The sequence below is a fragment of the Antarctobacter sp. genome, assembly GCF_034670325.1.
Taxonomy (GTDB): domain Bacteria; phylum Pseudomonadota; class Alphaproteobacteria; order Rhodobacterales; family Rhodobacteraceae; genus Antarctobacter.
In genome coordinates this window covers 1-13,540 of sequence record NZ_JAXMNR010000009.1, presented here as the reverse complement: position 1 = coordinate 13,540, position 13,540 = coordinate 1, and the positions used below count along the sequence as shown (strand labels likewise).

Below are 13,540 nucleotides of genomic sequence, written 5' to 3'. Positions count from 1 at the left end.
CGTCCCGATGCGAACCGGGGATTTCGCCTGCGCAAACAAAGGAAACACTCATATGCCTATCGACTGGATCTGGGGGCTGATCGGCGGCTTGCTGATCGGAACCGGCGGTGCCGTCTACCTCCTTGGCAATGGCCGTATCATGGGTGCCAGCGGGATCATTGGCGGCCTTGTCGATGGATCGGGTTGGTCCACCGCTGCCGAACGCATCATATTTCTGATTGGTGTGGCGCTGCTGCCGGTTCTGCTTGCGCCCTTCTACCGCGATGTGGATCCGCACATCACTGACAACTATGTTGTCCTGATCGCCGCCGGTCTTCTAGTCGGGGTCGGCACCCGCTTCGCAAACGGTTGCACCTCAGGACACGGGGTCTGTGGCATGTCGCGGCTGTCGGTCCGCGGGTTTGTCGCCACCTTCTGCTACATCTTCGCCGGCGGTGTCGGCGTGGTTATTTTCCGTCACATTCTGGGGGTGATCTGACATGGCAAAGCTGATTATTGCCTTCATAGCGGGCGGGCTCTTTGGGGCCGGACTCTTTGTATCGGGCATGACCGACACAACCAAGGTGCAGGGCTGGCTGGATGTCTTTGGGGCTTGGGATCCGACACTTGCGTTTGTCATGGGCGGTGCCATGATCCCCATGGCCATTGCATGGCTGATCCGCAACCGACGCACGACATCGCTGACGGGCGAAGCGCTTCCACCGCCGCCGTCGAAAGAAATTGACAGTAAACTTATCCTAGGATCGGTGATGTTCGGTATGGGATGGGGTCTTGTGGGCCTGTGCCCGGGACCGTCCATCGCATCGCTTAGCTATGGCGGTCCGTCGCTCTATGTCTTTGTCGCGGCCATGCTGGGTGGGATGCTGATTGCACCGATCGCGCGAGCCCGACTGGACAGAATGGTTCCGGCGGAATAAACGATGTCCATGCATCCAAGCGCCCTGACAGACCGTTATCACGTATCGCCGCAAATCGACCCGCAGGATTGTGTGGCGATCAAAGAGGCGGGCTATGTTCTGGTCATAGACAACCGGCCTGATGCGGAGGTTCCGCCATCGCATCAGACAGAGGTCATGCGCCAGGCAGTTGAGGCCGCCGGGCTGCGTTTTGCCGCGCTGCCCATCACTCATCAGACGATGACCGCCGAAAACATCCTCGCGCAAGCGGAACTTGTTGCGGCCGCCGACGGCCCCGTTCTGGCCTATTGCGCCTCTGGTACGCGTTGTTCGGTGATCTGGGCGCTGGGCAATGCCGAGGCGTTGGGCGCGGATGCGGTGATCGAGGCAGCAGCCAAGGCAGGCTACAATTTGGCAGGGCTTCGCCCGACGCTGGAAACTCTGGCCAAGCCCTGAGCGTCAGCGTAGCGCCTTTGGGCGCCGCGCATTCTATTTTTCTTCGAAATCAAAGTCCAATGGTGCCGAGGCGAATCCATCGCTGACGTCAATCTCGGGCAAGGCCTCCATCGGTTGGCCATCGCCGATATCGGCGAGATCCTCACCCAGATCGCCGAAATCGAAATCACCCGCGTCTGCCCCAAAATCCATTGGAGGCAGGTCAGGCAAATCGTCTGCCCCACCGTCATCGACCGCAGGCACGTCCGGAATTGCAGGCAAACCCGCCACCGGAGCGGCATTCATATCGTCGAACGCAGCGCCCATGTCCGCCTTGGGCGGGACCGCCGCTGACATTGCCGCAGGATCAGCCTTGCTGGATGACGCCGTTTCGTTCCCCGGCCATGTCAGACGCACCGCGCGCAACCCGTTAAGTTGCCCAAGACGGCCGCGCGCCACAAGGTGACCACGGCCCGCCATAACCTCAACCTTGGCCAACGCGTCCAGTGGCAGGTTCAGGACGTCGCCCGGTTTCAGCGCCTCGGCCTTGCTGAGGGGCAAGGTGATCCGAGCAAGAGCCGCGTCCAGTCGGGCAGGCACCCGGCTCAACCGCTCTTCGTGCGGGCCGGCACCCTGCACTGCACCCGACGCACTACGCTTTGGTTTGCATTCGGGTAGAAAGAAAGTCAGCACACCGCGCCGCCGACCCAGCGCAAGATCGATGTCGGCCCGGAACGACCGATACCCCGCAGCATCAAGCAGCAGGCCCGCAGCGCGCGAATCCTCAATCATCGCGCCATAGCGATAGCCCGACAGTTGCGCGTGTAGTGGGTGATCCGTCAGGGTGTCAGCCAATCGCCCCAAGGCCCCGTCGAGCAACGGTGCCAGCATCGCGGCGTCAGTCTGCGTCAAGAGGCGGTCATCCTCGACCGGCATCTGGGTGACCTGCTGAATGGTCTGAACCTCGATCACGCCGGTCATCACCTGACGGTCGATAGAGGCGATCCCGACCGCCCCGTCCGGACCATCGAGAACAACCAGAAGGTCCCTTTTTCCAAGCGCCTCAACAACTTCGTCCTGATCCATCGTGTCGACGGTGACCGACTGCGTGACCAGAGCAAGGTCCCAGAGCACATCCGCAGTTCGCGACAACGCGCGGCGCAGCGCTTTGGCCAGCGACATGCCACGCGCCTCATAGGCCCGTTGAGCCGCTAGGGCCTTTTGACCCATGACGTCATTTCGCGCACCGTCAGCCATGCAAATGAATGCCCATCGAAAACTGCCTCCGGCTCCCGTTATCGGCCGATTTGGTTACCAAGGGCTTTAACACTCTGTGATTTGCGTAAATAATCGGGCTTAGGACGGGGTTATTGCGCCGCCAAGATTTGTCGCAATGGCAGTGACACACGAAACGCCGCTCCGTCACGGTCGGGGAGATAGCTGATTTCACCCCCCAAACGCGCCACGATCTGGCGCGAAATCGCCAAGCCCAACCCCGCACCGCCTGCTTTCTGATCACTCACACGGGCGAATTTTTCAAAGATCACATCCTGCGCCTCGGGTGCCACCCCAGACCCGTTGTCGATGAAATCCACCAATAAATCGTTGCGCGCCTCTGTCACGACAATGCGCAACTCCGGCTCATCAGCGTCGCAATACTTACGCGCGTTGGCGATCAAGTTGATAAAGACCTGCGCCAGCCTTTCGACATCCGTCGACAGAAAGACCTGTTCGTTGACCCTGCGCCGGACCACCCGGATGCCCGACCCCGCCTCATCCGCCAAGGCCGCTGAGACGGCTCTGTCCAGCACATCCTCCAGCCTGCCTTCCGTCAAGTTCAGGCTGACCTGCCCGTTTTCCAGCACTGACAGGTCAAGCAGATCGTCCAGTAGGCGGGTCAACCGCAGCGCCTCGTCGTGCATGATAGAAGCATACCGGTTTTGCTCGGACCGCGTCAGGCCTTGCGCGTCGCGCAGGATCTCTGAAAAGGCGCGGATAGAGCTCATCGGTGTGCGCAACTCATGACTGATCTGGCTCAGGAACGCATCCTTCTGCACGGACAGGCGCGTCAGCTTTTCATTAGCGCGGCGCAGTTCGCCAGCCGTGCGCGTCAACTCTTGTGACTGCGCCTCAAGGCGCGCGGAGTATTCCATCATCTGCGCCGTCTCATCGGCCACCGCCATGAGGTCTTCGACGGACACCATGGCTCCGCCGACGATTTGGCCAACCATCGCATGCGCCGTCGCCGCCCCCACAGAGCCGCCCAGTTCGCGTTCCAGACGTTGCAGGAACTCCGGTGTCGGAGCGGGCAGATCGCCCTCCACTCCCTGCGCCCGGGCCTCACGCAGGAACAGCGCCTGCGCCTCTTGCGCGCCCAGAATGCGCTGGGTCATGACCATCAGGTCTTCGCTTTCTGCCGTGCTTTGCAACCAGCTGCGGGGACCGGCACCGGCCTGTTGAGCAGACACGAACTGCGCCCCTTGCAGACGTTCCAGCGGCGAGGCTTCACTCATCAGTGATGCGGCGACAAAGGTCAGCGCATTGAGCAGCAGACTCCAGAACATGGAATGCAGCAACTTGTCGTCAAAGCCGATGCCAAACAACGCCTCGGGTCGCAGCGCGGCGATGTTGAACGGCCCAGTCACGAACCATGCGTCGGGCAGGACGGTGCCGGGGCCGAAGCTGGGCAGATAGAGAGTATAGAGCCAGATCCCGAACCCCGCCGTCAGCCCCGCCAGCGCGCCGATGCGGGTGGCCCCGCGCCAGAATATCCCGCCCAGAAGCGCCGGCAACACTTGCGCCACGCCCGTAAAGGACACCAATCCGATCGCGGCAAGCTCTGTCTGGCCGCCGGACAGGGCGTAATAGAGGTAGCCCAGCAACAACACCCCGGCGATAGAGATCCGCCGGGAAACCAGAACAACATGTCGCACATCGCCGGACACGCTGGCCGACCCCACCCGCAGCCGCAACCAGACCGGCATGACAATGTGGTTCGATACCATGGTCGACAGGGCAATGGCCGCCACGATCACCATCGAGGTGGCCGAGCTGAACCCGCCAAGGAAGGACAGCATGGCCAGCCCTTCCTGCCCCTGACTGAGCGGAATCGTCAGCACAAAAAGATCGGGGTTAGAACCAGGAGGCAGCAGGTCAAGCCCGGTGACCGCGATCGGCACCACAAACAGGCTCATCCCCATCAGATACAAAGGAAAGGCCCAGGCAGCCATCCTCAGCTGCGCGTCGTTGTCATTCTCGACCACCAGCACCTGAAACATTCGTGGCAGACAGAGGAACGCCGCCGCCGACAGCAACATGATCCCAGCCCAGCGGGCATTGTCGACCGACCAACTGCCCAGTGGGGATGCGTCGATACGGGCCAGCGTTGCAGACACCCCGTCCGACAGGCCCCAGACCACAAATACCCCCAAGGCAAGCAAGGCCGTCAGCTTGACCACCGCCTCTACTGCGATGGCCATGACGACTCCGTGATGGCGCTCATTCGCGTCAAGGTTCCGCGTGCCGAATATGACGGTGAAGACCGCCAGCCCCGCCGCCACCCAAAGCGCTGTCAAACCCGGTGCGCCCTCAGCGCCAACCTGTGTGGGCGCAAAAACTTCGACCGACAGGGTCACGGATTGCAGTTGAAGGGCAATATAAGGAGTTGTCCCGACAACGGCGAGAATGGTGACGCCAATGCCCAGCAGGTTAGATTTGCCGTAGCGGGACGAGATAAGGTCGGCGATGGAGGTGATCCGCTGATTGCGCCCGATACGCACCAGTTTGCGCAGGATCCACCACCACCCCAGCATCACAAGGCTGGGGCCAAGATAGATCGTCAAATACTCGAACCCGTTGCGGGCGGCACTGCCGACCGCGCCGTAAAACGTCCATGCGGTACAGTAGATCGACAGCGACAGGGTGTAGACCAAAGGGGCGCGCAACCACCGCTCGCGACCGCGCAGTGCGGCGCGTTCGGCAAAAAAGGCGACCGAAAACAGCAACGCGACATAGGCGACAGAAATCACCGCCAGCATGTTGAGCGTGCTCACCGCCCGCCCCCCTTGCCCCCGGCCCCGCCGGGTCGGCTGCGATTCAGCAGGTGGACAAGCCGCCCCGCTCCGATGGCAAGGGCGATCCAGACTCCGAAGATATAGATCAACACTTGGGACGCGGGCACATTCACCTCGGACCCGGACCAGAGCAACGGCAACCACCACAGGACCCAGCCCAGCAGCGGCAACGCGCAGGTGGCGTCAATCAGGCGGCGACGGCGGAATGTCTGGCGTTCGACATGGATCGGCACAACGCCTGCGGGAGGTTTGCCCGGTGGACGCACGGGCAAGCCGCCGGCAGAGCCGCTCATTGCGACGACAACGCTCGGACCGCGTCGAGCACTTCGGCGTTGGAGAAAGGCTTGGTCATGAACCGGCTGGCCCCCGCGCGCTCGGCCATTTCGCGATCCTTGCTCTGCCCGCGCGCCGTCAGCATCAGAACCGGCAGATCGGCATGGGCCGGATCTTCGCGCAATTCACGGAGGATGTCATATCCCGACCGTCCAGGCAGCATGACATCAAGGATCACCACATCCGGATCCCGATCGCGCACGATCTGGACGGCGTCTGTCCCGTTGGAATGGGTGTGTACCTGCCATCCGTCCCGGGACAATATGAACCTGATCGCCTCGATTATATTCGGCTCGTCCTCGATCAGCAGAACTTGTCCGCCCATTCTTTCCCCCCGCATTCCGCCTCCCGGGTCTTTTGCGCCCGTTCTCCAGCAGATGGGGGGATTTTAGGCGGTATTTTCCGCCCGTGTCAAAAAACTGTTGCCCTTCGGCACAGGTTTTCTTGAAACCTTGTCCGCATCTCCGACCGGATGGCGTTGGCGACCCTTCTCGCAAGAGGGTATCGGCGGAACTCCTTTGCGTCGTCAGAGACTTATAGCGACCAATGATCGCGGACCGCAGTCACCCCCGACTGGCAGAGGCGAGAATTGACGGCTCGCGGCGGCCCTCACAGGCCTCGCGTGGACAAACGCGACACGCCACACCCAGTTGCGGCAGTGCGGCGGGCGCCTCTATACCCGCTGGAAGTGGCCGAACCATCATCTGCGCCTGATAGAGCGGGTCGGCGTTCACCGCCGGACCACCAAGAGGGGTGGCCAGCGCCTCGGCCCAAAGCGCCGCGCTACTGCGGCCAGCCTGCATCACGGGTCCGGACAGGATGACATGCGGCCTGCTCAGGGCGCGGTAAAGCGGCCACAGCGGACAGGCCGCGCCAAACCGCGGCATCGGGAATTCCGGCAGTGGCTTGCGGTAGGTCAACACGCCGGACGCATCGCAGATTGCCAGCCCGACGGGCGTTGGCAGGACATCCAATGGCATGGCGGCCAGACGCCGCATGACGCGTGCCGGATCGGCCCCCAGCTTGGCGGCCAAGACCGCCGGATTGGGGCCATGTTCCGCAATTTCCGGCTGTAGCGCCGACAGCGGCAGCGCCCTTGCATCTGCCGCGTAGCGATCCAGCCAAAGCCGGAACAGACCCTTTGCGGGCTCTGACAGACTACGGCCCAGCCGCGATAGTGCCGCATCCGTGCCCTCCCCCTCTTCGATCTCGGGGATGGTATGGCCTGCGCCCTCAAGGACGGCGTCCAGCTCTTCTTGCGGCGTACCGGTTTCCAGCGGCGATGTCTCATCGGCTTCGAGATAGCTCACAAGCCCCCGGCTGGTCTCGGCCAGCCTTGCGCTGTCTTCGTAGATGTTTCGGTGAAAACGCGCCTGCCACTCTGCGTCCACCTCGCCGGGTTCGGCAAGGATCGAGGCAGCAGACCGGATCGCCGTCACCGTTGACAGCATTTCGTGCAGCGAGGCGGCAAGGTGCGGATCATGGGTCATGCGATCGTTCAGGGTTTCGAGGCTGCGCTCCAGCTGGGTGATGCGCGCACGACTGTCCGCCACCAGTTGCGCCCACCCCGGAAAGCGCCCGGCGAATTCGTCGACCCTGTCCAGTTCTGCTCCGACTTGCGGCCTGTCGGCCGAGGCTTCGCGCAGCGAGGCAATCAACGCCGCCCCTGCGCCTTCGGTCAGGGCCGCCGGCTCGACCCTGAGAATATCGGCGATGGCCAGCAGCAACTTCCCGCCGATTCTACGCCGGTTATGCTCGATAAGGTTGAGGTAAGAGGCCGAAATTCCCGCCTGTCGGGCCAGATCGGCTTGCTTGAGCCCACGCAGAACCCGACGTTCGCGGATTCGCGATCCTGTTAAGGTGTCGCGGGGCATTGCGCATTCCCTTGCTGTTTCAATGGGTTTCTGCGGCGCAATATAAACACCTTTACAGAATACCACGGCATCCTTTTCAGACGTTGACAAAAAAACCGTTATACGTAAAGCGGTTGTTGCGCAATTTTCCGTCTCACTGCCATACTGCATTTGCACAGATGTGCGATCGCCCCACGTGCTGAGGAGAATGTGGGGCGGCTTTCTCGAAACGGGAGGATTTTCATGTCCATAAAGAATGTGACACGCCGTGGCGTGATCCAGACCGGCGCAGTAGCCGGTGCCGGCCTTGCGCTGCCGACGTACCTGTCCGCCGCAAGCCACACGGGTTTCACGAACGCGCCGGGCAACGACAAAGTCACGCTGGGCTTCAACGTTCCGCAGACCGGCGCTTATGCCGACGAAGGCGCGGACGAACTGCGCGCCTATGAACTGGCGGTTGAGCACCTGAACGGTGGCGGCGACGGCGGCATGCTGGCGACGTTCTCGTCTAAGTCGCTTGAAGGCACCGGCATTCTGGGCCGCAAGGTCGAGTATGTGACCGGCGATACCCAGACAAAGTCGGACGCCGCGCGCGCATCGGCCAAGTCGATGATCGAAAAAGACGGTGCGGTGATGATCACCGGCGGCTCGTCCTCTGGTGTGGCAATCGCCGTGCAGGGTCTGTGCCAAGAGGCAGGCGTCATCTTCATGGCTGGCCTGACCCACTCGAACGACACCACCGGCAAAGACAAGAAGGCGAACGGTTTCCGTCACTTCTTCAACGGTTATATGTCGGGTGCCGCGCTGGCCCCGGTGCTTGCCAAGAACTACGGCAACGACCGCAAGGCCTATCACCTGACCGCCGACTACACCTGGGGCTGGACCCAGCAAGAGTCGATCGCGGCCGCCACCGAGGCGCTTGGCTGGCAGACGGTCAACAACGTTCTGACACCGCTGGCGGCAACGGACTTCTCGTCCTACATCGCTCCAGTTCTGAACTCGGGCGCAGACGTGCTGGTCCTGAACCACTACGGCGGAAACATGGTCAACTCGCTGACCAACGCCGTTCAGTTCGGCCTGCGTGAAAAGATCGTCGACGGCAAGCAGTTCGAGATCGTTGTTCCGCTGTACTCGCGCCTGATGGCGAAGGGTGCTGGTGCCAACGTCAAGGGCATCTTCGGCTCGACCAACTGGCACTGGTCACTGCAGGACGAGGGTTCCAAGACCTTCGTGAAGTCCTTTGGCACCAAGTACGGTTTCCCGCCGAGCCAGGCTGCGCACACCTGCTATGTGCAGACCCTGCTGTATGCGGATGCCGTTCAGCGCGCCGGTTCGTTCAACCCCTGCGCCGTCGTCGAAGCCCTCGAAGGGTTCGAATTCGACGGTCTGGGCAACGGCCCGACCCTCTACCGTGCGGAAGACCACCAGTGCTTTAAAGACGTGCTGGTCGTGAAGGGTAAAGAGAACCCGACCTCGGAATTCGACCTTCTCGAGATCGTGGAAATCACCCCGCGTGGGCAGGTTGAGTACGCAGCCGATCACCCGATGTTTGCGGGCGGCCAGCTGGGGTCCTGCAACCCGGGCGCATAACGGACCGGTCCCGACGGGACCGTCTGTAGGGGCAGGGCCGCGCGCCCTGCCCCAGCCTCTCCACTCCCCTCGGCCCGTCTGACGGGTCCCGTTTTCTCCGCACTCCGACCGCAAAGGGTGGGACAATGGACGCTATAATCCTCCAAATTCTGAACGGGCTCGACAAGGGCTCTGCCTATGCACTGATCGCGCTGGGTCTGACACTCATCTTCGGCACGCTGGGTGTGGTCAACTTCGCGCACGGCGCGTTGTTCATGATCGGCGCCTTCTGTTCGGTGACGCTACAGCGTATCCTGAACTCGTCTTTCGAAACCGTCGATCCGTCACAAACCGACTTTCTCGGCAACCCGCTGAAGGTCAAGACGCCCTACGTCGAAAGTTGGTTCGGGCCAGAAGTCGGGTCAAGTATCATAGAATGGTCCGTCCCGCTTGCCATCCTGTTTGCCATCCCGGTCATGATCGGCATCGGCTTCATTATGGAGCGCGGGCTGATCAAGCATTTCTACAAACGACCCCACGCCGACCAGATCCTTGTGACCTTCGGTCTGGCGATCGTGCTGCAGGAAATCGTCAAATACTACTTCGGCGCAAACCCGATCCAGACCCCCGCCCCCGAGGCGCTGTCCGGCATCGCGCAGCTGACTTCGACCATTGTCTACCCGGTCTGGCGGATCGTCTACTTCTGCTTTGCACTGCTCATCATCGGCGCGGTCTTTGCCTTCCTGCAGTTCACCACCTTCGGAATGGTAGTCCGCGCAGGCATGGCCGACCGTGAAACCGTTGGCTTGCTAGGCATCGACATCGACCGCAAGTTCACCATCATGTTCGGCATCGCCGCCGCTGTGGCGGGCCTTGCGGGTGTAATGTACGGGCCAATCAACGCGCCAAACTATCATATGGGCATGGACTTCCTCGTCCTCAGTTTTGTGGTGGTTGTCGTCGGCGGTATGGGCTCATTGCCCGGTGCCGTACTCGCGGGTTTCCTGTTGGGCATCCTTGAGAGTTTTGCGTCCATGGAACAGGTCATCACCCTGATCCCCGGCATCAACCAAATCATCATATACCTTGTCGCCATTGTCATCCTTCTGACCCGTCCGCGCGGTCTGATGGGTCGCAAAGGCGTGATGGAGTAAACCGCCATGCTTGGATTGGACAAGAAAGACAGCACACTGCTGATCATCGTGGTGGCGCTGACTATGCTCGCCCCCTTTATCCTCAACCCCTTCCCGACGGATAGCGGTCTGGCGCAGTTCAACGCCGGATATCCGGATCTGATGCAGCGTTTCGTGATCTTCGGGATCTTCGCCATCGGCTTTAACATCCTGTTCGGCCTGACTGGCTACCTTTCTTTTGGTCACGCGGCCTTTCTGGGGGTCGGGTCTTACTCGGCCGTCTGGATGTTCAAGCTTTTGTCGATGAACATCGTCCCGGCGATCCTCCTGTCGGTCGTCATCGCGGGTGTCTTTGCTCTGGTCATCGGCTTTGTCAGCCTTCGCCGTTCAGGGATCTACTTTTCGATCCTGACGCTGGCCTTTGCGCAAATGTCCTTTGCGCTGGCTTACTCGGTGCTGACGCCGCTGACCAATGGTGAAACCGGCCTGCAACTGACGCTGGACGATCCGCGTGTTCTGGGTGTGTCGCAAACCGCAGACGGCTCGATTCCGGTGACCAACCTCTTCGGCATCGAGATGCGAGGTGCCTATGACATGGTGGTTGGCCCGTGGAGCTTTACCTTCTCGGCAGGCTACTACGTCTGTGCCGTGGTCATGCTGCTTGCCTTCTACCTGTCGATCCGCATCTTTCGCTCGCCCTTCGGGATGATGCTGCGGGCGATCAAGTCGAACCAGCAACGCCTGAACTACACCGGCCTGAACCCGAAACCCTACACGCTTGCGGCCTTCGTGATCTCCGGCATGTATGCCGGACTGGCCGGTGGCCTGATGGCCGCGATGGACCCGCTGGCAGGTGCAGAACGGATGCAGTGGACCGCGTCTGGTGAGGTTGTGCTGATGACCATTCTCGGTGGCGCGGGCACGCTGATAGGCCCGGTACTGGGCGCAGGCATGATCAAGTACTTCGAGAACATCTTTTCGAAGATCAACGACAACGTGCTGCACAGCTGGTTCAGCTTCATGCCTGACGGGCTGGAGGATTCGGTGGTGTTCATCATCCACCCCTTCGTCGGCAAAGGCTGGCACCTCACGCTGGGCATCATCTTCATGCTGGTGGTTATCTTCCTGCCCGGCGGTCTTGTCGAAGGTGGACAACGCATTGCGCGCCTCTTCCGCCGCAAGAAAACCGAAGAGCCCAAATCGGCCAAGACCGAACCCGCGGAATAAGGAGAAAAACCCATGGGTATCCTTGAAATCAAAGACGTGGGCAAACGGTTTGGCGGCCTCAAGGCGCTTTCCGATGTGAACCTCTCGGTGCAGGAAAACACCTGTCACGCGATCATCGGGCCGAACGGCGCGGGCAAGTCCACGCTGCTGAACTGCCTCGTGGGCAAGCTGATCCCCGACACCGGATCGGTCATGTTCCAGGGCCAGTCAGTTCTGGGCCGCAGCCCGCATGAGATCAACCAGATGGGAATTTCCCGCGTCTTCCAGACGCCCGAAATTTTTGGCGATCTCACGGTGTTCGAGAACATGATGATCCCGCTTTTCGCCAAGCGGGACGGCTCATACCGCCTGCATGCCTTCGAATCGGTCGCCAATGAGCGCTCGCTCATAGAAGAGGCCGAAAAGATGCTGGAAGAGGTCAACATGCTGGACAAGCGCCACATGCACTCGGCCTCGATGTCGCGTGGCGACAAACGGCGGCTGGAGATGGCCATGTGCCTAGTGCAGGAGCCGAAACTCCTGCTTCTGGACGAACCCACCGCCGGGATGGCGCGCGCCGACACCAACAACACCATCGACCTGCTCAAGCAGATCAAGGACCAGCGCGACATCACCATCGCCATCATCGAACACGACATGCACGTGGTCTTTTCCCTCGCCGACCGGATCACGGTTCTGGCGCAGGGCACACCCCTGGTCGAGGATGCGCCAGAGAACATCAAAGGCCATCCAAAGGTGCAAGAAGCCTACCTCGGCGAAGCCCACACCTGAACAAAACGGAAGGAACAAACCGGATGAACAGCAATTTGTTCCTTTTGGTTTTTGTCGTTCTCTCTCCCTCGGACACCGTGGACATCATCGAGACGCAACGATTTGAAACGAAAGCACAGTGCGAGGCGGCAGAACATGCCGTTCGTGTGCGGGTCCGCAACAATGTTTCTCGAATAGAGTCTGAGTGCGTCCAAATCCAATGAAGCCAACTGCTTGACGACAAACCCTCCAACGGAGTCACAACAATGAACGTCCGTCCCGATTTTTCCAAGAACTCGAACATGGCCGAAACGGCCCCCGCCTTCCTGTCGGTCTACGACATGCATTCCTACTATGGCGAAAGCTACATCGTCCAAGGCGTCAGCTTTAACGTACACGAGGGCGAAATCCTCGCGCTGCTCGGCCGGAATGGCGCTGGCAAGACCACGACGCTGCGCTCTATCGCGCGGCTGGACGACCCGCAGGTGAACCAAGGCGAAATCTGGCTGGACCATCAACCGCTACACCTGATGAAGTCGCATCAGGCGTCCATCGCGGGGCTGGGCCTTGTTCCCGAAGACCGCCGCATCATTCCCGGTCTGACGGTCGAGGAAAACCTTCAACTGGCGCAGATCGCCCCGCCGATCGGCTGGTCGCTGGACCGCCTCTATGACCTCTTCCCGCGCCTCGGTGAACGCCGCAAACAGGAAGGCGTGACGCTGTCGGGCGGCGAACAGCAGATGCTGGCCATCGCACGGGCGCTGGCGCGCGACATCAAGGTGCTGTTGCTGGATGAGCCCTATGAGGGGCTGGCCCCGGTTATCGTCGACGAAATCGAAAAGACCCTGCGCCACGTCAAGGAACAGGGCATGACCACGGTCATCGTCGAACAGAACGCCGTGCGCGCGCTGCAACTGGCTGATCGTGCGGTGATTCTGGATACCGGATCGATTGTCTTTGACGGAACCGCCGCCGAAGTGCTGGAGAACGAGGCGCTGCGCGCCGAATATCTGGCCATCTGATCCCCCACGCGACTTAGGAACCACTTGATTTCGGGGGCGGGGAGGTTTTCCCTGCCCCCAATCACATTCTGGAGGAGAGCCCGATGAGCAAGACCTACCCCCCGTCAGACGAACAAGTCAAAAACGCCCACATCGACGCGGCGCGCTATGACGCGATGTATGCGGCGTCGATCAGCGACCCCGAGGGGTTCTGGGCCGAGCAGGCGCAGCGGCTGGACTGGATGAAGGCCCCGACCGAGATCAAGAACG

Annotated in this window: 14 protein-coding genes; 9 read left to right on the top strand and 5 right to left on the bottom strand. The window is 61.1% G+C overall.

The features are described from left to right. Positions 1 to 52: 52 nt before the first annotated feature. From VOI21_RS20010 to VOI21_RS20000, 3 genes are read left to right on the top strand one after another with little or no spacing between them, the layout of a single operon-like run. Positions 53 to 478 (top strand): YeeE/YedE family protein, encoded by a 426-nt coding sequence (locus VOI21_RS20010; RefSeq protein WP_323771731.1) that lies wholly within the window; start codon positions 53 to 55, stop codon positions 476 to 478. Position 479: 1 nt separating this feature from the next. Continuing rightward, the gene (locus VOI21_RS20005; RefSeq protein ID WP_323771730.1) at positions 480 to 917 is read left to right on the top strand and encodes a DUF6691 family protein; all 438 of its coding nucleotides are present in this window, start codon (positions 480 to 482) and stop codon (positions 915 to 917) included. A gap of 9 nt (positions 918 to 926) precedes the next feature. After that, positions 927 to 1,352 carry a TIGR01244 family sulfur transferase gene (locus tag VOI21_RS20000; RefSeq protein WP_323771851.1) on the top strand — a complete coding sequence of 142 codons (426 nt, stop codon included), beginning with the start codon at positions 927 to 929 and terminating at the stop codon, positions 1,350 to 1,352. A gap of 33 nt (positions 1,353 to 1,385) precedes the next feature. Here the strand turns inward: VOI21_RS20000 and VOI21_RS19995 are convergent, their stop codons facing one another. The 5 genes from VOI21_RS19995 to VOI21_RS19975 all read right to left on the bottom strand — a co-directional run bounded on the left by VOI21_RS19995 (position 1,386) and on the right by VOI21_RS19975 (position 7,611). After that, on the bottom strand, positions 1,386 to 2,588 hold the full coding sequence (locus VOI21_RS19995; RefSeq protein ID WP_323771729.1) for a FliM/FliN family flagellar motor C-terminal domain-containing protein: 1,203 nt from the start codon (positions 2,586 to 2,588) through the stop codon (positions 1,386 to 1,388). A 110-nt stretch (positions 2,589 to 2,698) separates the two neighbouring features. Then, positions 2,699 to 5,383 (bottom strand): ATP-binding protein, encoded by a 2,685-nt coding sequence (locus VOI21_RS19990; protein ID WP_323771728.1) that lies wholly within the window; start codon positions 5,381 to 5,383, stop codon positions 2,699 to 2,701. After that, positions 5,380 to 5,697, bottom strand: a complete 318-nt coding sequence (locus VOI21_RS19985) for a hypothetical protein (protein WP_323771727.1) — start codon at positions 5,695 to 5,697, stop codon at positions 5,380 to 5,382. The genes VOI21_RS19990 and VOI21_RS19985 overlap by 4 nt, the downstream gene beginning before the upstream one ends. Next, complete coding sequence (locus VOI21_RS19980) at positions 5,694 to 6,062, bottom strand: response regulator (protein WP_323771726.1); 369 nt, start codon at positions 6,060 to 6,062, stop codon at positions 5,694 to 5,696. Before VOI21_RS19980 ends, VOI21_RS19985 begins: the two co-directional genes overlap by 4 nt. A 238-nt stretch (positions 6,063 to 6,300) precedes the next feature. Continuing rightward, complete coding sequence (locus VOI21_RS19975) at positions 6,301 to 7,611, bottom strand: short-chain fatty acyl-CoA regulator family protein (protein ID WP_323771725.1); 1,311 nt, start codon at positions 7,609 to 7,611, stop codon at positions 6,301 to 6,303. Positions 7,612 to 7,833: 222 nt separating this feature from the next. Here VOI21_RS19975 and VOI21_RS19970 point away from each other — a divergent pair, with 222 nt between their 5' ends. The 6 genes from VOI21_RS19970 to VOI21_RS19945 form a co-directional block, all read left to right on the top strand. After that, positions 7,834 to 9,180: a substrate-binding protein gene (locus VOI21_RS19970; RefSeq protein WP_323771724.1), complete on the top strand. Its 1,347-nt coding sequence runs from the start codon at positions 7,834 to 7,836 to the stop codon at positions 9,178 to 9,180. Between the two features lie 125 nt (positions 9,181 to 9,305). Then, positions 9,306 to 10,313 (top strand): branched-chain amino acid ABC transporter permease, encoded by a 1,008-nt coding sequence (locus VOI21_RS19965; RefSeq protein WP_323771723.1) that lies wholly within the window; start codon positions 9,306 to 9,308, stop codon positions 10,311 to 10,313. A gap of 6 nt (positions 10,314 to 10,319) precedes the next feature. After that, complete coding sequence (locus VOI21_RS19960) at positions 10,320 to 11,519, top strand: branched-chain amino acid ABC transporter permease (protein WP_323771722.1); 1,200 nt, start codon at positions 10,320 to 10,322, stop codon at positions 11,517 to 11,519. 12 nt (positions 11,520 to 11,531) lie between these two features. Continuing rightward, entirely contained in the window at positions 11,532 to 12,290 is a 759-nt protein-coding gene (locus tag VOI21_RS19955) for an ABC transporter ATP-binding protein (RefSeq protein ID WP_323771721.1), read from the top strand. Positions 12,291 to 12,535: 245 nt separating this feature from the next. Continuing rightward, the gene (locus VOI21_RS19950) at positions 12,536 to 13,291 is read left to right on the top strand and encodes an ABC transporter ATP-binding protein (protein ID WP_323771720.1); all 756 of its coding nucleotides are present in this window, start codon (positions 12,536 to 12,538) and stop codon (positions 13,289 to 13,291) included. An 83-nt stretch (positions 13,292 to 13,374) separates the two neighbouring features. Beyond that, positions 13,375 to 13,540, top strand: a 166-nt coding sequence (locus VOI21_RS19945; protein WP_323771850.1) for an acetyl-coenzyme A synthetase N-terminal domain-containing protein, incomplete at its 3' end; no start/stop codon positions are given.